Raw genomic sequence first — 20,972 nt, forward strand, 5'->3', positions numbered from 1 at the left:
ACATGTTGAATGTATTTATTGTAGATGATGAACCGTTAGCACGAGCTGAGTTACGTTATTTACTAGAGCAAACAAAGCTAGTCGAGGTCAGAGGAGAAGCAGATAATATAGAGGAATTATTAAGTAACTCTCAATTTACACAAATAGATTGTGTTTTTTTAGATATCGAACTGGGCGTAGAGAATGGTCTGGATTTAGCGAAGAAGCTTGTGCAAACAGTACATAAGCCTGAAATTATCTTTGCAACGGCTTATGATGAGTATGCATTACAAGCATTTGAAGTGAATGCATTTGATTATATGTTGAAGCCTTTTGAAGCGGAGCGTGTTCAGCATGCAGTGGAAAGGTTAACGGCGAAAAGAAATGCTACACATGCAAAAACGATGAAAGCGTTAAAAAATCTGCAATTGGACAAGCTTGATAAGCTGACCGTGTTTATTAATGATCGAATTTTACTTATTAACATACAAGAAATTTTGTACTGTACTTCTGAAGATAGTAAGACCATTGTTGTCACTGACAAAGGGAGCTATTTTGCTTCAGAATCTTTAGCATCACTTGAAAAAAAGCTTGCTTTAAAAGGTTTTATACGCGTACATCGTGCGTTTATCGTCAATTTAGAGCATATTGTAGAACTGGAGCCCTGGAGTAGCGCTAAATATAATTTGATTTTACATAATAGGCATTCGATACCAGTGAGTCGCCTATACATGAAGGACGTTCGCAAGATTTTTGACTTATCAAAATAAGTGCATCTCAACCCATGAAAGTCTCCTTTTAACTTTAAATTCTGACATTTCAGTGAATTTAACGAATATTTGTTTAACTCTTTTGCTATGATGTGAAAAAAGTAAAAGGAGTGATGGAATGAATGCGATTACAATTGTAATTGGCTCCATTTGTGTACTTATGATTAGCTATCGTTTGTATGGCATATTCTTTACAAAGAAAGTCTTGAAAATTACAGATGATACACCCACCCCGGCGCACACTTTGGAAGATGGTAAAGACTATGTTCCGACGAATAAATGGGTAACATTTGGGCACCATTTTGCGGCAATTGCTGCTGCTGGCCCGTTAGTAGGACCAATTTTAGCAGCACAATTTGGTTATTTGCCTGGTTTACTTTGGTTATTAATAGGTGCAGTAATCGGTGGTGCGGTACATGATGCCGTTGTGTTATTTGCATCTATGCGCCATGGCGGTAAATCGTTATCTGAAGTAATGAAAGAGGAGTTAGGTCCCGTCGCAGGTTTCTGTACAGGACTTGCCATGCTATTCATTATTACGATTACCATGGCCGGGCTATCTATGGTTGTCCTTGGGGCGTTAGAGCGTAATCCTTGGGGAACATTTGCAGTAGGTATTACGATACCCATTGCAATGCTGATTGGTATAGCATATCGAAAAACGGGCAATTTACTTGTCACTTCTACTGTTGGCTTTATATTGCTCATGATCGGTGTATTTATGGGCCCAATGATTCAAGGAACAGCTTTTGGAGACTTTTTAACGTTTGATCGTGATACTTTAGCTATTATTCTACCTATTTATGCATTTTTTGCCGCAGCTTTACCTGTTTGGCTATTATTAGCGCCGCGTGATTATTTAAGTAGCTTTATGAAAATTGGCGTATTTATTGCCTTAATCATTGGTGTGTTCTTCGTAAATCCAATGATTCAATTCCCACCAATTACAGAGTTTATTCATGGGGGTGGCCCTGTCATTGCGGGTCCAGTGTGGCCATTCGTTTCCATTACTATTGCTTGTGGTGCGATTTCCGGCTTCCATGCCTTTGTTGGTTCAGGGACAACCCCCAAAATGATTAATCGTTGGGAAGATATTCGAATTGTCGGTTTTGGTGCAATGTTAGTGGAATCATTAGTAGGCGTCATGGCATTAATTGCTGCGACAGCCCTTCATCCTGCAGATTATTTTGCAATTAATTCAGCACCAGCTGTCTTTGCAACATTAGGTATGGAAACGGTTCATTTACAAACATTAGCCCAAAGCATAGGAATGGATTTAGAAGGTCGAACAGGTGGTGCTGTTACCCTTGCTGTAGGAATGACTGATATTTTCACAGGTATTCCATGGTTCGCTGAAATGTCCTCCTTTTTCTATCAGTTTGTCATCATGTTTGAAGCGGTCTTTATTTTAACTGCCATTGATGCAGGAACACGTGTAGCACGTTATTTAATTCAAGATTTTGGTGGAAATGTTTATAAGCCGTTAAAGCGTACAGATTGGATTCCAGGTACGATTATCGCGAGTGCACTAGCATGCTTTATGTGGGGCTACTTATTGTATTCTGGGGACATTAGTTCCATTTGGGTACTATTTGGTGTATCGAATCAGTTAATGGCTTCGATTGGGTTGGTATGTGGTGTCACAATGGTACTAAAAGTAGCAGACAAGCGAATATACGCGCTAACATGCTTTATTCCTTTGGCTTATTTATATGTCACAGTGAATGTAGCAGGCTATTGGATGATTAAGAATGTGTATTGGAATTCAGCAGCTGCTGGTTACAATGTACTGAACGGTATATTGTCGATTATAATGTTGGTACTAGGTTTAATAATTGTTATTACGGCTATCAAAAAATGGACAGAGCTTTGGAAAGCGCCCAAATTTTTATTAACACCAACTTCATCTTAATTCATAGAATAAGGCTATTGAAAATTAGTATTGTACTAGTTTTCGATAGCCTTTTGTTGAAATTAAAGGTAATAGGTCTACATTTAAGCGTAATGGATAAACTTGTTTCAAGGGAGCAAATGCTGGTAGACCAAGATCGAACACCAATCTGTAAACGAATATTTTTTTCTTTAGCTAAATATGACAAACAAGCGACATCAAAGACTTGTTCATTGAAAGCATCCTTTTTATCAGGTAAACTAATGAGAGGAAAACGGAGGTTATACATAGATGGATGGTCCAGTTTCATTAGTACAGTTAATCATTTCAATTGTGTTATTTTTCGTCATGTTTTTTGGTATCGGGTTCTTGCTGAATATGTTACTGCGTATGACATGGTTAATGGCGGTTGTGTATCCAATTGTTGTTGTCTTTATTGTAGATGATGTAAGCTTTTTAGATTATATTTTTAAACCAGGTACAGCATTTCCAGCCCTTTTAGATAAATTGCAAGCACTACAAGTTGTAGATATTTCAATTTTAACTGGTGGCTTTGCAGGTGCAATTGTGGCAGGCATTGTGATGATTTTTTTACGCAAAAATGGCTATCGTATGTTTTAACGATTTTCAGTACAGGTCTATTGGGAAACCTGGAGACAATGTCGTCGAGGCGTTGAATAGAACAAAGGAGTTGACTCAAAAATTTGAGTTAACTCCTTTTCTTTATTGTATGAATTGATAGATGATGATGGCGATAAAAATGCCAGTCAGTGCTCCGAAAAATACCTCACTACGCTTGTGACCAAGTAATGTTTTTAACTCTTCCATTTTTTCTTGCCCATCCATTTGTGGCCATTCTTTAATATCTCGTATCAATGTTTCAAAATCTTTGCGGAGTTGATTTAATACTACTGCATGTTGTCCGGCTTGATAGCGAACACCACTTGCATCATACATAACGATGAATGAAAACATGGCAGCTACTGCAAAAACTGGTGAGTTTAGACCAGCTTCGTAGGCAATTGAGGTTGTTAGTCCTGTGACGGATGCAGAGTGTGAACTAGGCATTCCCCCAGTCGATGTAAAAAGGCCCCACTTAATCTGTTTTGTCATTAAAAAATGAATAGGAATTTTTACAAATTGTGCAAAGAGGACACAAAAGAGGGCGACCAGTAAAGGGGTATTTTGAAGTATACTCACACACATCACAACCTTCGCTTGAAATTACTTTTATTATAACATTCATTATTTTCTAAAAAAAGAAATAGCCAAATATTACGCTCTTTTTTGAAAGTTAGGTATAATGGGAATATTGAAATGGAGGAATTGACATGCATATTGTAAAAGAAGCAAAAACATTTGAAACGATTGCTACAGAAGTACTGGTTGTAGGGGTCACAAAACATCGCGAACAAATGCAGGATTGGGCAAGCTTTTCAACATTTTATGGAGATTCATTGAATGCGTGGTTAAGTACAGGCGACGTATCAACAGACCTGAAAAAAATTACGAAATTGCCCTTTATGAAAGAGCACAATAAGCTTAAACGAATTTTATTTGTTGGGTTAGACGAGCGCAAAAATTTAACAGAAGGCGATTTACGTGCGGCATTTGGTTTAGTAGGTAAAGAGCTACGAACTTTAAAAGTAAAAGAGTATTCTATCTGGCTAGAATCCTTCACGACTGATGCTATTACTGTGACAGATGTTGCGTTTCTAGCTGGTGAGGGGACAGGTCTTGGTTACTATTCTATTCCTCATTATAAAACAACTTCTAATGAGGTAGATCAACGTATAGATGCTGTCCATCTTGTGACAGCTGCAGAAGATATAGATGAGGTTGTTGCAAGCTATGAAGTAGGTATTATTTATGCAAATGCAGTGAATGAAGCACGTAGCTTAATTAATCTACCACCAAATTTATTAACAGCTACAGACTTAGCAAATTATGCAGAGACACTAGCTGCTGAATACGATCTTGAAGTAGAAATTTTAGATAAAGCTCAATTAGAGGAGCTTGGTATGGGTGGTATTTTAAGTGTTAATCAAGGTTCAATTGAAGAACCTCGTTTAATAACATTAAAATATAAAGCAACAGAAGATTTTGCTGATCCAATAGGTCTTGTTGGTAAAGGGGTTACATATGATACGGGCGGCTATTCTTTGAAACCAAAAGATTCAATGGTTGGTATGAAGGGTGATATGGGTGGTGCAGCTGCAGTCCTAGGTGCTATGAAAATTATTGGTGAATTACGTCCTAATAAAAATGTAGTAGCGGTTATTGGTTCTACTGACAATATGGTATCCGGTCTAGCGTTTAAACCAGATGACGTCATTACAATGTATAGTGGTAAAACGGTAGAGATTTTAAATACAGATGCAGAGGGACGTTTAGTACTTGCAGATGCTACTACTTATGCCAAACAGCAAGGAGCGACGGCATTGATTGATGTAGCAACATTAACTGGTGGTGTCATTACAGCACTTGGTATGGATAAAACAGGTGCACTAGCGAATAACGATGAATTTTATGCTGCTTTTATGGAAGCTACCCAGGAAACAGATGAATTTGTCTGGCGTTTACCATTAACAGAAAGTGATAAAAAACGTATTCGTAAATCCGATGTTGCTGATTTAAACAACTCTCCAGGCCGCGATGGGCATATGATATTCGGTGGAGGTTTTGTTGGCGAGTTTGTCGGCGATACACCATGGATTCATTTAGACATTGCAGGAACATCTGATGCGATGGCTACACACGATTTAGGACCAAAAGGCGGAACAGGAGTTATGGTACGTACTTTGGCTAACTTTGTGCAGCGTCTAGGAGAAGAAAAATAAGGTAGGCGATACACATGTGGGTTATGTTCCCTCTTTCATAAGATAGAGTAAAAAGGGAGGTAGCATATGCGAAATTTCGGAGGATATCCTGGTGGCTTTGGTAGCTTCTTATTGCCATTTGGTGCACCGTTTTTTGGAGGATTTTTAGGAAGTTTAGTTGGATCACAATTTAATCAGTATCCGTATTATCCGTACTATCCAAACTATCGACCATATCCACCACGTCCACCATATTTTCGACCTGGTCACCCATTCCCACGTTATGGAAGACCATATTAACTCAAATATGACAGACGTAAAAAAAATTATCCAACCAGTTATCGATGGTGAATCGGTAACTGGTTGCTTTACTTGAATTTTATTGTAATGCAAATGGTGCTGTCAGCTAAAGATAAACAATGGAATTACTTTGTTTAAAATGAAAAACACAGACGTATGTTTTAAGTAAAATAATGGATGTAAGGGTTTGCTTAGTTGAAGCCGTGCCCGCAGAAAGCGAGTCAGCCTTAGCTGAAATCAAATCTGCCAAGATTAAGATTTTTAATAGCAATAAAAAGTAAATCAACACACGTGATAACATCTTTTAAAAGCATTGCATAAAACATCACCATAGTCATTCAAATATGACAGATGTAAAAAAATTATCCAACCAGTTATCGGTGCTGAATCGGTGGCTGTTTTTTTTTTACTTTAAAGAACAATTTGGAAGTACAAATTAATTGTTGACAGAATATACTATATTATTTATTATTCTTATTATATTACTAAGAATTAAAAAGCAGCTGACTAGTAAACTAGAGGCTCCTATTATTCACAGGCATGGCTATGCCTGTGAATAATAGGAGCCTCTTTTTTATCTCTACGAAGAGAAAAGAAAAAGGAGGGGATTACGTGGTGAAAGTTCATATTGTAGGAGCAGGTCCTGGAGATGTTGACCTTATTACAGTAAAGGGACTACGTTGCATTGAAACAGCAGATGTCATTTTGTATGACCGACTCATTAATAAGGAGTTACTAACATATGCCAAAAAAGATGCCAAATTGATTTTTTGTGGCAAGTTGCCTAATCAGCATGCCATGATTCAAGAGCAAATTAATCGTTCACTCGTAAACTACGCGCAACAAGGCCTTATTGTGACCAGATTAAAGGGCGGTGACCCATTCGTTTTCGGAAGAGGTGCTGAGGAAGCAGAGGTACTTGCACAGCATAATATTCCGTTTGAAATTGTACCAGGTATCACTTCTGGTATTGCTGCTCCAGCTTATGCAGGTATTCCTGTTACACATCGTGACTTAAGTTCAAGTTTTGCCATGGTCACTGGACATATGCGAGCAGGAAAAGATGATACCATTCAATGGGAATGCCTAGCAAAGGGGATTGATACGATTGCCATTTATATGGGGGTTGGTAATCTTCCTTACATCTGCCAGCAATTGCTCAAATACGGTCGCGATGAAAAAACACCTGTAGCAATTGTTCACTGGGGAACCTTTGCACAACAAAAAACTGTCACAGGCACTTTGGCGAATATTGTAGATGTGGTCCAGAAGGAAAACATTCAAAATCCTAGCGTGATTGTTGTTGGAGAGGTAGTGGCACTTCGTGAAAAAATTCAATGGTGGGAAAATGTTATTCCGGAACCCCTGCTAGAAGAAATTTCTGGGTAAGGGAGTGCTTTCATGCAGGCAACATTATATATTGCACATGGTAGTCGGGTAAAAACTGGTGTGGAGCAAGCTGTTGCATTTCTTTTGCGGGTACAGCGAGAAGTTGATGTACCAATTCAAGAAATTTGTTTTTTAGAGCTAGCCGAACCAACCATCACGGAAGGCATAGCGAGCTGTATACAACGTGGAGCAACGGCCATTGCAATTATGCCGATTTTATTATTAGCCGCCCAGCATGCGAAATACGATATTCCCATAGAAATAGAAAAAGCGAAAATACAATATCCTACTGTTCGGTTTACATACGGTGAACCACTCGGTGTACACGAACTATTAATAGACACACTACATGCACGTGTTTTAGATACTCAACGTCCTATAGAGCATGCAAGCGTTTTGCTCATAGGACGTGGTAGTAGCGATCCAGCAGTGAAGCTCGATTTAGCAAAAATTGCGACAAGGTTACGTGACAAATATGCATATGTAACTGTAGATACGTGTTTTTTATATGGAAGTAGTCCGACCTTTGAAGAGTGGTTACAGCAGAAGCAAGAAAACAACAACCGTGTATTTATTGTGCCATATTTATTATTTACCGGTATATTACGTCAGAGCATAGTGAAACGTTTGATGGATTATGAGGAAAAGAACGTTATTCTATGTGAAAGCTTAGGCTATGACGACAATGTGAGGAAAGTTTTAGTGGAACGTATTCATCAATTATTACAACTTTAAAATTTAAGGGGAAGGTGTTTAATAATGGTAGATAAAAGAGCGGAAAATGTAAATCTAGCATTAGATAATGTCCGACAATTCTTAAATACAGTGAACAACGGATCGATTACATTAATTGTACAAAATTCCTACGTGGTACAAATTGAAAAGAAAGAAAAAATACGTCTTAGATAATTTTTAAAATTAATACGTGAGGTGGCAAAGTTGAAACTGCAAGTAATAAATAGTCCGTTTAGTGAGGAGCAGGTAAAGCTATTAAATGAGCTTCTTCCTAAATTAACAGTAGAACAGAAAATCTGGCTGAATGGTTATTTAAGTGCACCACAATCAGCCGAAAAGGTAATTGTTGAGGAATCATCACAAACAGTAGCTCCCATTACTAAAGAAGTAACAATTTTATATGGTTCACAAACAGGAAATAGTCAAGGTTTAGCTGAAAAATATGCATCGATATTAAAAGACAAAGATGTTGAAGTATCCATCGCTTCCTTAGCGAGTTTTAAACCCAATAATTTAAAGAAAATAACGAATCTATTACTCGTTGTTAGTACGCATGGCGAGGGAGAGCCACCAGATCAGGCAATGCAGTTTTATGATTTCTTGCATAGTAAGCGAGCACCGAATTTAGAGCATCTTCATTATTCGGTGCTGGCATTAGGGGATAGCTCCTATGAATTTTTCTGTAAAACTGGTCAGGATTTCGATGAGCAGTTTGAGAAGTTAAGGGCAACACGTATCGCCCCACGTACAGACTGTGACTTAGATTATGATGAACCTGCAGCACAGTGGTTCGCAGCTGTTCAGCAGGAATTACTGCGAAGTACAGAAACAGTAATTAGTTCACAGCAAGGCCAAGTAGATACAAAGAGAACTAAATCTGCTTATTCTCGTAAAAATCCTTTTTATGCAGAAGTGCTAGAAAATCTAAATCTTAATGGGCGTGGTTCTAACAAAGAAACGTACCATGTGGAGCTTGCTATTGAAGGAGCCGATTTTCATTTTGAGCCTGGCGATAGTATTGGGATTCAACCAGAAAATGATGAATCCTTAGTAGATGCATTATTAACAGCACTTCAATTAAATGCAGAGTCAAAGGTAACTGTATTTGAAGAGTCATTAACCTTAAAAGAGGCATTACAGAAAAAGCTAGAGATAACGGTTTTATCGAAACCTTTATTGCGAAAAATGGCTGCTTACACAACACATGAGGATTTTGTCGCTTTACTTGAAGATGACATCGCATGGAAGGACTATGTAAAGGGCCGTGATTTACTAGATATTGCGGGAGATTTCGCACCTTTTTCGTGGGAGGCACAACAATTCGTTGCCCTTCTACGTAAAATTCCTGCTCGTCTTTATTCAATTGCTAGTAGCCAAAAGGCAAATAGTGATGAGGTGCATTTAACGATTGGTAAGGTAAGCTTTGAGAAGAATGGTCGGGAACGTCTTGGCGTTTGCTCAGGCAGTTTTACCGAGCGTATTCAAGTTGGTGATACAGTGCCAATTTATGTTCATAAAAACCAGAATTTTAGATTACCAGAACAAGAGGATACACCAATTATTATGATTGGTGCAGGTACAGGGATTGCCCCATATCGAGCATTTTTAGAGGAGCGTGAAGAGCTAGGTATAGAGGGTAAAGCATGGCTATTCTTTGGTGATCAACACTTTGTAACGGATTTTCTGTATCAAACAGATTGGCAACGCTGGTTAGTTTCAGGGACATTAACCAAAATGAATGTTGCTTTTTCGCGCGATACAGATAAAAAAGTATATGTGCAACATAAAATCGAAGAAAATGCGGAAGTCTTCTATGAGTGGCTTGAGCAGGGGGCTGTGATTTATGTGTGCGGCGATGATAAGTCAATGGCGACGGATGTTGATCAAACATTACATCGCATAATTGAACAGCAAGGGCAAAAAACGGCTGAAGAAGCAAAAGCCTTTGTAAAAGAATTAAAACAACAAAAACGCTACCAACGTGACGTTTATTAAGGAGCGATAAGAATGAAAAAAAAAATTGTGTTGCCACCTCAATCGGGTACACCTAGTGATGTAGAGCGTATTAAAACAGAAAGCAATTATCTGCGTGGTTCCCTTGAACAAACAATGAATGACCCATTAAGTTCTGGAATTCCAGAAGATGATAATCGCCTGATGAAGTTCCATGGTAGTTACTTACAAGATGATCGTGATCTTCGAAATGAACGTCAACGTCAAAAACTTGAGCCTGCTTATCAATTTATGGTGCGTGTCCGTACACCAGGTGGAGCAGCAACATCAGCACAATGGCTTGTAATGGATGAAATGGCTAGAAAATATGGTAATGGGTCATTAAAATTAACAACACGCCAAGCGTTCCAAGTGCACGGTATTTTAAAATGGAATGTTAAAAAATATATGCAGGAAATCAATGATGTACTATTGGATTCCCTCGCTGCTTGTGGGGATGTCAATCGAAATGTAATGTGTAATGTCAATCCAAATCAATCAGCATTACACGAGGAAATTTACAACTGGTCCGCAAAACTAAGTGAACATTTATTGCCAAGAACACGCGCTTACCATGAACTATGGCTAGATGGGGAAAAGGTGGTCGATAGTCAGGACGATGAAATCGAGCCAATTTATGGGGCGCAATATTTGCCACGTAAATTTAAAATAGGCATTGCTATTCCACCGAGTAATGATGTTGATGTTTACTCTCAGGACATTGGCCTTATCGCAATTGTTGAAGAAGAACAATTAGTGGGCTTTAACGTAGCAGTCGGCGGAGGTATGGGAATGACGCATGGGGATCATGCAACATATCCACAACTTGCACGTGTCATTGGGTTTATTACCCCCGATAAGTTACTTGAAACTGCTGAGAAAATTATTACGATTCAACGGGACTATGGGAATCGTTCGGAGCGTAAAAATGCGCGCTTTAAATACACAATTGACGCTCGAGGTCTTGAATGGTTTAATACAGAATTACATCGTCGTCTTGGTTGGGAAATGCAACAGGCGCGCCCATTTATCTTTGAACGTACAGGTGATGAATTCGGTTGGATTAAAGGGGCAGACGACAATTGGCATTACACATTATTCATTCAAAATGGTCGCATTAAAGATTTTGAGGATTATCAATTGTTAATGGGCTTACGCGAAATTGCAAAAGTGCATACAGGTGATTTCCGTTTAACGCCAAATCAGAATTTAATGATTGGCAATGTAGCACCACAGAAGAAGAAAGCAATTGCCGCACTTATTGAGCAATATAAGCTAACAGATGGCGCATACTATTCAGCGCTACGTCGCAATTCGATTGCCTGTGTTTCTTTACCTACTTGTGGTTTAGCGATGGCGGAGGCAGAACGTTATTTACCTGCACTCATTACGAAAATCGATACAATTATCGATGAAGTAGGCCTCCATGACACAGAAATCGTCATCCGTATGTCGGGCTGTCCAAATGGGTGCTCCCGTGCCGCTATGGGCGAAATAGGCTTTATCGGTAAAGGACCTGGAAAATATAATATGTATCTAGGTGCAAGCTTTACAGGTAATCGCTTAAACAAAATTTACCGTGAAAATATCGGAGAAGAAGAAATTTTAGCAGAGCTTCGTCCTATACTTTTACATTATGCTAAAGATCGTTTAGAAGGCGAGCATTTTGGTGATTTCGTTATCCGTCTAGGCTATGTAGAAGCTGTATTTGACGGCCGACAATTCCATAATAGTTAAGGGGGAAATTAAGGCTACTACGCAGAAAATTTGATTTTTTGTATAGTGGTTTCTACTGTATCTTTTCAAAAAGATTAATCATTTTAAAGTAATAAAATAATTTATAATAAAGCTTGATAAAAATCACCTCTTTGGTTTTCCTTTGAGGTGATTTTTAATTTATATAGAACCACGGGATTAACACATGGACGATCACGTGGTGAATATAAGTTTTCGACTAAATGGCCTTCAGGCACCATTTGGTCAATTGTCAGTATTTCTAATGGATGTCGTTCATGATTACTATTTTTCGTCATCCTATCCATCACCTCAATCATTTAGTTGATTGGAGCGCAGGTGGCGACTTCTGCGGGAATAGCATGAGCGAAAAGGCCCCGCAGAAGCGTAGCGACGAGGAGACTGAAGCCATCCCGCGAAAAGCGTCCGCCGTAGTGGAAATCAACGGGTTCATATAGAGTCTTCTATTTGAAAAGAAAAAAACTGTAAACAAACTCAATTATTTTTTGAGTTTGTCTACAGTCTGGGGCTGTCGAGAGACAAATGATTCCCTTCTTTTTAAATGGAGAAATCCTCAGGGACAAATACTTTTAATTGTTTTGGTTTTACAAAAACAGAGTCTCCAACTTTGAGCCGAAGGGTATGGAATTGTTCCTTTGAAAGCTCTGCCTCTAAGTATTCATCCATATCCTCACGGCGTAACTCAATCTGTACGATTGGACCGAGTAAATGAATATGGCTTACTGTGGCAGGAACAGTACCTGATACAGCTGTTTGTTCAATTTGAATATCGTGTGGACGGACGTAGCCTACTGCATCTTCTTGTGTATGAGCATGTGAGTCAGGCACATCAATAGTAAATTCGCCGTATGTAAGTTTACCGTTATGTAAACGCCCTTTGAAAAGATTGACATTCCCTAAAAAATCATACACAAATGGACTTTTTGGATGGGTGTATACTTCATCTGGACTACCGATTTGCTCGATTTGTCCGTTATTCATCACGACGATGCGATCTGCAACATCAAGTGCTTCTTCTTGGTCATGTGTCACAAATATACTCGTAATGTGGAACTCATCATGAAGTTTTCGTAACCATCGCCGTAATTCCTTACGTACCTTGGCATCGAGTGCACCGAATGGTTCATCTAAGAGTAATACCTTAGGCTCGACTGCAAGTGCTCTGGCAAGTGCTACACGCTGCCGCTGCCCTCCTGAAAGCTGTGTTGGATAACGGCCTGCAAAATTTTCGAGCTTTACGAGTTGTAATAGCTCCATTACTTTTTCCTTAATCTTTTCCTTGCTAGGCCTTGTTTTTCGAGGACGAACTTTAAGTCCATAAGCGACATTATCAAATACCGTCATATGGCGAAATAGTGCGTAATGCTGGAAAACGAAACCAACGTTACGCTCCTTTGGATGACGATTCGTAATGGTTTGGCCGTCAAATAAAATGTCACCGACATCAGAAGTTTCAAGCCCCGCAATAACACGTAGTAGAGAAGTTTTGCCAGAGCCAGAAGGACCGAGTAAAGCGATTAGCTCCCCAGATTGGATATCGATGGATACATCTTTTAAAGCCTGAAAAGAACCAAATCTTTTTGAAACATTTTGAATTTGGATGCTCATGCAGGTAATCCCTCCATTAAACTGATTTTGATTTCCAAGCAACGATATCTTTGATAATGAGCGTTACAATAGCAATCACACTCATGAGTGAAGCGACAGCAAAGGCTGCTGAGAATTGATATTCATTGTATAAAATTCGATATGGAGTGGCATCGTATTCGTCATACCACGAATATGCCCAGAGACAACGGAGACAGCGCCGAATTCACCAATGGCACGTGCATTACATAAAATCAGACCATAAAACAGACCCCATTTTATATTTGGCAGTGTGACATACCAAAATGTTTTAAAGCCATTTGCACCGAGTGAAATAGAGGCCTCTTCTTCAGATGTTCCTTGTGCCTGCATAAGTGGAATGAGCTCCCGGGCAACAAAAGGCAAAGTCACAAAAATTGTAGCCAGTACAATACCGGGCAAAGCGAAAACGATTTTAATGTCATTGGCAAATAACCAATCACCGAACAAGCCTTGCGCACCAAATAATAAAATAAAGACAAGACCTGCAATAACAGGAGACACTGCAAACGGTAAATCAACAAGTGTCAGCAGAAGATTTTTGCCTTTAAAATTAAATTTTGTTAGTGCCCAAGCAGCAATTACACCAAAAATCGCATTTAAGGGAACGGCTATTGCTACGACTATCAGTGTCAGCTTGATGGCAGATAAAGCATCTGCATGCGTGATGGCAGCAAAATAAACATCTGCCCCTTTTTGAAAGGCAGTAATAAAAATTGAAACGAGAGGTAACACGATAAACAATGCTAAAAAGGCCAGTGCAATAAATGTCAAACTGTACTGAATAAAACGTGGTTCTTGCAAGGCGGCAGGTTTTGCAGCGGCCGTATTTTTTTGAGGAGCAACCTGCTCAATTGAAGTAGAATGGTCCATTAAAATTCCTCCTAATGTACAAAGCGACGATTTGCCAGCCATTGTATAAGATTAATGGTGAATAATAGGACGAAGGAAGTGACAAGCATTACGACAGCAATAGCAGTAGCACCTGCATAATCATATTGTTCAAGCTTCGTCATAATGATTAATGGTGTTATTTCGGTTTTCATCGGCATATTTCCAGCGATAAAAACAACCGATCCATATTCCCCTAATGCACGTGCGAAGGCTAAAGAAAAGCCTGTTAAAATTGCAGGTACAAGTTCTGGAAAAATAACTTTGCTAAATGTTTGAAGACGTGTTGCACCAAGACTTGCTGAAGCTTCCTCAACTTCTGCACTAATATTTTGCAATACCGGTTGCACCGTACGTACAACGAAGGGTAACCCGATAAATGTCAGGGCGATAATAATTCCAAGAGGGGTAAAGGCAATTTTAAAATCAAAAAACTGACCAATCCAGCCATTTGGTGCATATAGAGAAGTTAAAGCAATCCCCGCAACAGCGGTCGGTAAGGCAAATGGTAAATCTACTAGTCCGTCAATAATGCGTTTGAACGGAAAGTGATAGCGTACAAGCACCCAAGCGATAATTGTGCCGAATAAAACATTGAGTAAACCAGCAGCGAGCGCTGTGCCGAAGCTTAGCTTATAGGAGGCAATGGCACGTGGATTGCTCACGATACTGACAAACTCTGCCCAACTTAAGGACATGGTATGAAAAAAAATCATTGCTAGTGGCAAGAGAACAAGTAAGCTCACGTATAACATCGTATAACCAAGAGAAAGATGGAAGCCTGGAATTACACGGGCTGGCTTCTTTTTTAATGTTAGGCTATTCATGAAAAGCCTCCTTATTGTGGCACGTAAATTTCATCGAATGTTCCACCATCTTTAAAATGTGTGGATTGTGCTTTTTCCCACCCGCCAAAGTCTTCAATCGAAATGAGTTCAAGGGTAGGGAATTGATCTTGGTATTTGGCAAGTATGTCAGCATTACGTGGACGATAGTAATTTTTAGCTGCAATTTCTTGCCCAATATCACTATACAAATGTTTTAAATATGCCTCTGCAACTTCGCGAGTCCCTTTTTTATCTACATTTTTATCGACGATTGCAACAGGTGGCTCTGCTAAAATACTTAACGATGGTGTGATGATTTCAAATTCGTCTTTACCTAACTCATTCAACGATAAATAGGCCTCGTTCTCCCAAGCGATTAAGACATCGCCAATTTCACGTTCAACAAAAGTAGTTGTTGAGCCACGTGCACCAGAATCTAGAACCTCTACATTGCTATAGAGTGCCGTCATAAATTCTTTTACCTTCGCTTCATCATTGTGATACAGCTTAGCAGCATAAGCCCAAGCGGCTAAGTAATTCCAACGGGCTCCACCGGATGTTTTAGGGTTTGGCGTTATAACGGATACATCGTCTTTCGTTAGATCTTGCCAATCTTGAATGCCCTTTGGATTCCCTTTACGTACTAAAAAAACAATCGTCGAAGTGTACGGTGTAGAATTACTTTCAAATTCTGTTTGCCACTCTGTGTTTAGTAACTCACGCGTTTGTGCAATTTCATCAATATCGTAGGCAAGAGCTAGTGTGACTACATCAGCTTCAAGTCCATCAATTACTGCACGCCCCTGCTTGCCAGAACCACCATGCGATTGTTGTATCGTCACAACCTGACCCGTTTCATCTTTCCATTTAGCCATAAAATCATTGTTGAATTCTTGATAAAGCTCGCGTGTCGGATCATAGGAAACATTTAATAATTCAACAGATTTTTTTGCACCCGCATCATTTGCATCTTGGTCAGAGGGACTATTACTGCACCCTGTTAACGCCAGTGTTAACGCAGTTAATAGGGTGAACGTTTGAAAAATATGTTGTCTTTTCCTCATAAAGTATCTCTCCTTTTTTGTCGAAAAACGCAAAAGACCATCTCTCAAAGTTACAGTAGTAGTTTGAGTAGATGGCCTTCAGATTTTCTGATCAGCTTTTTATTTGTTTTGTTTGTCTTCAATCATAGTTATACATTAAGCATATATTTCCTATTAGTCAACAAGGAATTATAAAAATAAAAAGTGATTTAAAATTGATGAATTATTGGCAAGCACAATAATAATCGTTAATTGTTTAATTGGAGTAATAATTCGATTGGTTTTTAATTTCATAAAGTATTATACATTCTTAATTTGTAATTATTTGGGCATAAAGGTTAAAGAAGTGAGGTGATATGTAGCAAAAGACAGCTATCATGAATAAAATATTCGTAAACTTATTAGTTGGTACATCGTATAAGAACGAAAAGGATTAGAATGCTTTAATTTTTTTTAGAAAACCTAGTTGACTACTAGGTGAAATATAGTATATATTGGATTATATTAAATGTGATCGTTGTATGAGGTGTAGATGACCAGTACACAATCACCAATAAAAGCTGGCTAGTCAAACTAGAGGCGTTTTAACGTAGGCAAGTAGTATTTTTGTGCCTGTTGTTAGAACGCCTTTTTTTATGTTGATTTAGCAGGCGTTCAGTTGCTAACTGGTAATAAGAAAAGCTTTGGCTAAGTAAGTCGTTCGGTGGTTTTACTGAAATATTCCATATCGTGTAGGCCAAAGTACAGTTTAAATTTGTACATATGTTTTTCTGCACGAAAAGGAATGAAGACAAGGCGACTGGTATCATTACGCCGTGGCGTAATTGATTTTTATGAGGGGGATTACATGTTAACGTATGTAACTTGGCAAGAGCCAACGATAGTCTTTGAACAGGATGAGACATATAAGGCAGCACTTGAAGTTTTACGCTGGAGTTATGGAGAATATGGTGAGGAAATCGTCTATGCCTGCAGCTTTGGCATTGAAGGGATTGTCCTAATTGACCTCATCTCAAAGGTAAAACCAAACGCAACAATTGTCTTTTTAGACACAGATGTTCATTTTAAGGAAACATATGAAACGATTAATCGAGTAAAGGAAAAATATCCACAGCTCAATATTATTTTAAAAAAATCGGCACTTACACTTGAGGAACAGGCACAACAATTTGGTCATGAATTATGGAAGACAAATCCAAACAAATGTTGTGAAATTCGCAAAATGCTACCTTTAAATGAGGCGCTATCAGGTGCAAAGGCTTGGATTTCAGGATTACGTCGTGAGCAATCTCCAACGCGAATGAACACCAACTTCATTAATCGAGATGAAAAATTTAAGTCAATTAAAATTTGCCCGCTTATTCATTGGACCTGGAAGGATGTATGGCGTTACGTGTCAAAGCATAATTTGCCGTACAACCCATTGCATGACAAAGGCTATCCAAGCATTGGCTGTGAACATTGTACACAACCAGCATTTAATATGGATGATTTACGTTCAGGCAGATGGCAAGGATTTGGTAAAAATGAGTGTGGGTTACACGGATAAGGGAGTGTTGCCATGCTAGAATACATTGCTATTTTCATAGGTTTATTTTTTGCTATGAATATTGGAGCAAGTGGTGCTGCTGCATCGATGGGAGTTGCTTACGGAGCAGGTGCCATTAAAAAGGCCTGGCAAGCACTGTTGATTTGTGCAGTAGGTGTTTTTGCTGGAGCGGTACTTGGTGGTGGTGAAGTAGTCAAGACGATAAGTTCAGGCATTATGCCACAAGAGTATATTACCGTAAATATCGTTATGATTATTTTAATAGCTGCGACGAGTTCTTTATTTCTTGCTAATCTTTTAGGTATTCCGTTATCGACAAGTGAAGTAACGGTTGGTGCCGTTGTAGGTGTAGGCATTGCCTACAAAGTGCTCTACATTAAATCTTTGCTAATCATCATGTCTTTTTGGGTGCTCGTGCCGTTCATAGCATTTATCAGTGCGCTTTTCTTTGGAAAATTACTTTATAAATTAAAAAACAGAGGTTATTTAAAAGACCGCCCCATACTCACGGTTTTGTTAGTGTTCGCGGGATTTTTCGAAGCCTTTTCAGCAGGCATGAATAATGTCGCCAATGCAGTTGGTCCAATTGTTGGCGCTGGCATAATGACTGTAACAAATGGCATTTGGCTTGGCGGGGCCTTTGTAGCCCTAGGTGCGATGCTTCTCGGCAAGCGGGTTCTCGAAACAAACGGGAAAAAAATTGTGCGCTTTGAAAAAGCAGAGGGAATTGTCATTTCAACTACTGGTGCAGTGCTAGTAGGCATAAGCTCCGTGTTTGGGCTTCCAGTCCCATTAACACAAGTAACATCCTCCTCTATTATTGGAATGGCTATGGCTAAAAATGGAAAACAAATTTTCCATAAGCATATTGTGAAAAAAATTATTCGTATTTGGATTGTATCACCAATCTTTTCATTGGTGATTTCTTATAGCCTTGTCCAACTCTTTATGGAGAAAGATTTATATGCCATCGTCTTAATGGGAAGCACAATTGTTGGAACACTTGGTGCAATAAGCTTAATGCGTACAGTGCGTGAGGAAGAACGCACCATATACGATGCTGGTGAAGGAATTTAATATAAAACTAAGTATTTTAATTGATATAGGAGGAAATTTACATGAGTTTACAACCACATGGCGGTATTTTAGTGCAAGCCTATCATCCAGATAAGTCTATTACACACATCAAGAAAGAAATTGAAATTGATGCGATGGCACTAAGTGATCTAGAGCTGATTGCAATTGGTGGTTACAGTCCAATTGATGGTTTTTTTACAAAGGAAGATTATGAATCTGTTATAGAAAACACACGATTAGCCTCTGGTATTGTTTGGAGTATACCTATTACGCTACCCATTACAAAAGAAAATTCTACAAGCCTGCAAGTGGGGGATGAGGTGAAGCTCGTACATGCTGGTGAGCCTTATGGTGTCATTGTGGTTGCTGATATTTATGAGCCAGATAAACACAAAGAAGCGTTACTAGTTTATGGTACAAAGGATTTAGAGCATCCTGGAGTTAAAAAATTACATGAGCGTCCAAGTATTTATATTGGCGGTAAGATTACATTAATAAAACGACTAGAGGAAAAATTCCAGGCCTACTCATTTGACCCAATTGAAACACGTCAGCTATTTGCAGAGAAGGGATGGCAAACAATTGTCGGCTTCCAAACACGGAATCCTGTACATCGTGCGCATGAGTACATTCAAAAGGCTGCGTTAGAAACAATCGATGGTTTATTTTTAAATCCATTAGTAGGTGAAACAAAATCAGATGATGTATCTGCTGCCATTCGCATGGAAAGCTATGAGGTCTTATTAAAGAATTATTACCCAGAGCACCGTGTACAACTAGGCGTATTCCCAGCAGCTATGCGCTATGCAGGCCCGAAAGAAGCTATTTTCCATGCACTTGTACGTAAAAATTACGGTTGCACGCATTTTATTGTCGGACGTGACCATGCTGGTGTTGGAGATTACTACGGCACATATGACGCACAAAAAATCTTCGAACAATTCTCAGGGACTGAACTAGGAATTGTCCCACTAAAGTTCGAACACAGCTTTTATTGCAGTAAATGTGAGGGGATGGCAACAACGAAAACATGTCCACACGATAGCACTTGTCATGTGATATTATCGGGCACGAAGGTACGTGAAATGCTACGCAATGGCGAGGTTCCTCCAAGTACATTTAGTCGAGCAGAGGTTGTAGAGGTGCTAATTAGAGGAATGCGTAGGGAGGTACTAAATTGAGTACAAATATCGTTTGGCATGAGTCATCTATTACAAAACAAGAGCGTCGTACACGAAATAAACATCATAGCTTTATTTTATGGTTTACAGGCCTATCTGCTTCAGGGAAATCATCCGTTGCGAATGCTTTTGCACGCACATTGTTTGAAAGAGGCCATCAAGCTTTTGTATTAGATGGCGACAATGTGCGTCATGGTTTAAATAATGATTTAGGCTTTGGTGAAGCACATCGCAAAGAAAATATTCGACGTATCGGAGAAGTCTCTAAACTCTTTGTGGAGAGCGGACAAATAGTTTTGACGGCCTTTATTTCACCGTACCGAGCAGATCGTCAAATTGTCCGTGATTTGGTGGAAGAGGGGGAATTTTTAGAGGTTTATGTAAAATGCTCCGTGGAAACATGCGAAAAGCGTGATCCGAAAGGTCTTTATAAAAAAGCCCGCAATGCGGAAATCACAAATTTTACTGGCATTAGTGCACCATATGAAGAACCAGAACAACCAGAAGTTATTTTAGATACCGAGCAACATTCGATTGAGGAATGTGTAGAGCAGCTAACCACGTTTTTAACAAAAAAAGGATATATCTAAATCATTGAAACGACAATACGTTGCTTAAGAGCAATGTGTTATTGTTTCAGACTGTAGACAAACTCGAAAAAATATCGGGTAGCCTATAGTCTTTTTTCTTTCACAACATATTTAGATAAAACCGTTGATTTCCACTAGGGGCGGGCGCTTTCCGCGGGCTGAGTCGAGCTGCTTCCCTCGCTTTGCTCAGTCCAGGATCTCGACTTTCCCGCTTTTCCGGCACGAGTCACCTCCTTTGTTCCAATCAACTTCTACATTTAGAACTCAATCTAAAGTGTTGATTGCAAGTGAACTTTTGAGGTGATGCTATGATGCTTATGACATCAAACAAATCTATGCGAAGCGCAAAGAAACAATTGAACGTGTCTTTGCGGATTTGCAGGAAAAGCATGGTATGTGATGCACAACCTTAAGAGGTCTTAAAAAATTGCCATGCAGGCGATACTTACTTCTGCTGCCATGAATTTGAAGAAGTTTGCTACTTGGACACGGCAAGCCACTTAATAAGTTCAAGGTTGGTAGGGGAATGCCATTTTCTAAACATAAAAAAATGACAAA

General features: G+C 39.1%; 18 protein-coding genes and 3 pseudogenes. 15 read left to right on the forward strand and 6 right to left on the reverse strand.

Annotated features, from left to right (window positions below; all coding sequences use genetic code 11):
* The first annotated feature begins 2 nt into the window (after positions 1-2).
* The 3 genes from H131_RS02585 (at position 3) to H131_RS02595 (ending at position 3,261) form a co-directional block, all read left to right on the forward strand.
* The gene (locus H131_RS02585; protein ID WP_010857488.1) at positions 3-749 is read left to right on the forward strand and encodes a LytR/AlgR family response regulator transcription factor; all 747 of its coding nucleotides are present in this window, start codon (positions 3-5) and stop codon (positions 747-749) included.
* A 118-nt stretch (positions 750-867) separates the two neighbouring features.
* Positions 868-2,661: a carbon starvation CstA family protein gene (locus H131_RS02590; RefSeq protein WP_010857489.1), complete on the forward strand. Its 1,794-nt coding sequence runs from the start codon at positions 868-870 to the stop codon at positions 2,659-2,661.
* A 270-nt stretch (positions 2,662-2,931) separates the two neighbouring features.
* Positions 2,932-3,261 carry a YuiB family protein gene (locus H131_RS02595; RefSeq protein WP_010857490.1) on the forward strand — a complete coding sequence of 110 codons (330 nt, stop codon included), beginning with the start codon at positions 2,932-2,934 and terminating at the stop codon, positions 3,259-3,261.
* Positions 3,262-3,363: 102 nt separating this feature from the next.
* Here the strand turns inward: H131_RS02595 and H131_RS02600 are convergent, their stop codons facing one another.
* Positions 3,364-3,846, reverse strand: coding sequence for a divergent PAP2 family protein (locus H131_RS02600; RefSeq protein WP_036129753.1), 483 nt, complete (start codon positions 3,844-3,846; stop codon positions 3,364-3,366).
* 125 nt (positions 3,847-3,971) lie between these two features.
* Here H131_RS02600 and H131_RS02605 point away from each other — a divergent pair, with 125 nt between their 5' ends.
* From H131_RS02605 to cysI, 7 genes are all read left to right on the forward strand, one after another.
* Positions 3,972-5,480 carry a leucyl aminopeptidase gene (locus H131_RS02605; protein ID WP_010857492.1) on the forward strand — a complete coding sequence of 503 codons (1,509 nt, stop codon included), beginning with the start codon at positions 3,972-3,974 and terminating at the stop codon, positions 5,478-5,480.
* A gap of 66 nt (positions 5,481-5,546) precedes the next feature.
* The gene (locus tag H131_RS02610) at positions 5,547-5,759 is read left to right on the forward strand and encodes a hypothetical protein (protein ID WP_010857493.1); all 213 of its coding nucleotides are present in this window, start codon (positions 5,547-5,549) and stop codon (positions 5,757-5,759) included.
* Positions 5,760-6,371: 612 nt separating this feature from the next.
* On the forward strand, positions 6,372-7,148 hold the full coding sequence (gene cobA / locus H131_RS02615; protein WP_010857494.1) for a uroporphyrinogen-III C-methyltransferase: 777 nt from the start codon (positions 6,372-6,374) through the stop codon (positions 7,146-7,148).
* Between the two features lie 12 nt (positions 7,149-7,160).
* Complete coding sequence (locus tag H131_RS02620; protein ID WP_010857495.1) at positions 7,161-7,883, forward strand: sirohydrochlorin chelatase; 723 nt, start codon at positions 7,161-7,163, stop codon at positions 7,881-7,883.
* A 24-nt stretch (positions 7,884-7,907) separates the two neighbouring features.
* Positions 7,908-8,057 (forward strand): YezD family protein, encoded by a 150-nt coding sequence (locus H131_RS23395; RefSeq protein ID WP_010857496.1) that lies wholly within the window; start codon positions 7,908-7,910, stop codon positions 8,055-8,057.
* A gap of 30 nt (positions 8,058-8,087) precedes the next feature.
* A complete protein-coding gene (locus tag H131_RS02625) occupies positions 8,088-9,878 on the forward strand; it encodes an assimilatory sulfite reductase (NADPH) flavoprotein subunit (protein WP_010857497.1) in 1,791 nt (596 codons plus the stop codon).
* A 12-nt stretch (positions 9,879-9,890) separates the two neighbouring features.
* On the forward strand, positions 9,891-11,612 hold the full coding sequence (gene cysI / locus H131_RS02630; protein ID WP_010857498.1) for an assimilatory sulfite reductase (NADPH) hemoprotein subunit: 1,722 nt from the start codon (positions 9,891-9,893) through the stop codon (positions 11,610-11,612).
* Between the two features lie 155 nt (positions 11,613-11,767).
* Here cysI and H131_RS02635 read toward each other — a convergent pair.
* From H131_RS02635 to H131_RS02655, 5 genes and pseudogenes are all read right to left on the reverse strand, one after another.
* Positions 11,768-11,908: pseudogene (locus H131_RS02635) on the reverse strand (IS5/IS1182 family transposase); the annotation flags it as partial.
* Between the two features lie 259 nt (positions 11,909-12,167).
* Positions 12,168-13,238 carry a sulfate/molybdate ABC transporter ATP-binding protein gene (locus tag H131_RS02640; RefSeq protein WP_010857500.1) on the reverse strand — a complete coding sequence of 357 codons (1,071 nt, stop codon included), beginning with the start codon at positions 13,236-13,238 and terminating at the stop codon, positions 12,168-12,170.
* Positions 13,239-13,254: 16 nt separating this feature from the next.
* Positions 13,255-14,129, reverse strand: a pseudogene (cysW, locus tag H131_RS02645) (sulfate ABC transporter permease subunit CysW).
* An 11-nt stretch (positions 14,130-14,140) separates the two neighbouring features.
* Positions 14,141-14,974 (reverse strand): sulfate ABC transporter permease subunit CysT, encoded by an 834-nt coding sequence (gene cysT, locus H131_RS02650; protein WP_010857502.1) that lies wholly within the window; start codon positions 14,972-14,974, stop codon positions 14,141-14,143.
* A gap of 11 nt (positions 14,975-14,985) precedes the next feature.
* Complete coding sequence (locus tag H131_RS02655) at positions 14,986-16,038, reverse strand: sulfate ABC transporter substrate-binding protein (RefSeq protein WP_010857503.1); 1,053 nt, start codon at positions 16,036-16,038, stop codon at positions 14,986-14,988.
* A gap of 826 nt (positions 16,039-16,864) precedes the next feature.
* On the opposite strand from H131_RS02655, the gene H131_RS02660 reads away from it, so the two are divergent.
* From H131_RS02660 to H131_RS23400, 5 genes and pseudogenes are all read left to right on the forward strand, one after another.
* Positions 16,865-17,566, forward strand: coding sequence for a phosphoadenylyl-sulfate reductase (locus H131_RS02660; RefSeq protein ID WP_010857504.1), 702 nt, complete (start codon positions 16,865-16,867; stop codon positions 17,564-17,566).
* Between the two features lie 12 nt (positions 17,567-17,578).
* Positions 17,579-18,643, forward strand: coding sequence for an inorganic phosphate transporter (locus H131_RS02665; protein ID WP_010857505.1), 1,065 nt, complete (start codon positions 17,579-17,581; stop codon positions 18,641-18,643).
* 41 nt (positions 18,644-18,684) lie between these two features.
* Positions 18,685-19,824, forward strand: coding sequence for a sulfate adenylyltransferase (sat, locus tag H131_RS02670; RefSeq protein ID WP_010857506.1), 1,140 nt, complete (start codon positions 18,685-18,687; stop codon positions 19,822-19,824).
* Complete coding sequence (cysC, locus tag H131_RS02675) at positions 19,821-20,414, forward strand: adenylyl-sulfate kinase (protein ID WP_010857507.1); 594 nt, start codon at positions 19,821-19,823, stop codon at positions 20,412-20,414. The genes sat and cysC overlap by 4 nt, the downstream gene beginning before the upstream one ends.
* 325 nt (positions 20,415-20,739) lie before the next feature.
* Positions 20,740-20,918, forward strand: a pseudogene (locus H131_RS23400) (transposase); the annotation flags it as partial.
* Between the last annotated feature and the right edge of the window lie 54 nt (positions 20,919-20,972).

The sequence above is a fragment of the Lysinibacillus sphaericus OT4b.31 genome (assembly GCF_000392615.1).
Lineage (GTDB): Bacteria > Bacillota > Bacilli > Bacillales_A > Planococcaceae > Lysinibacillus > Lysinibacillus sphaericus_B.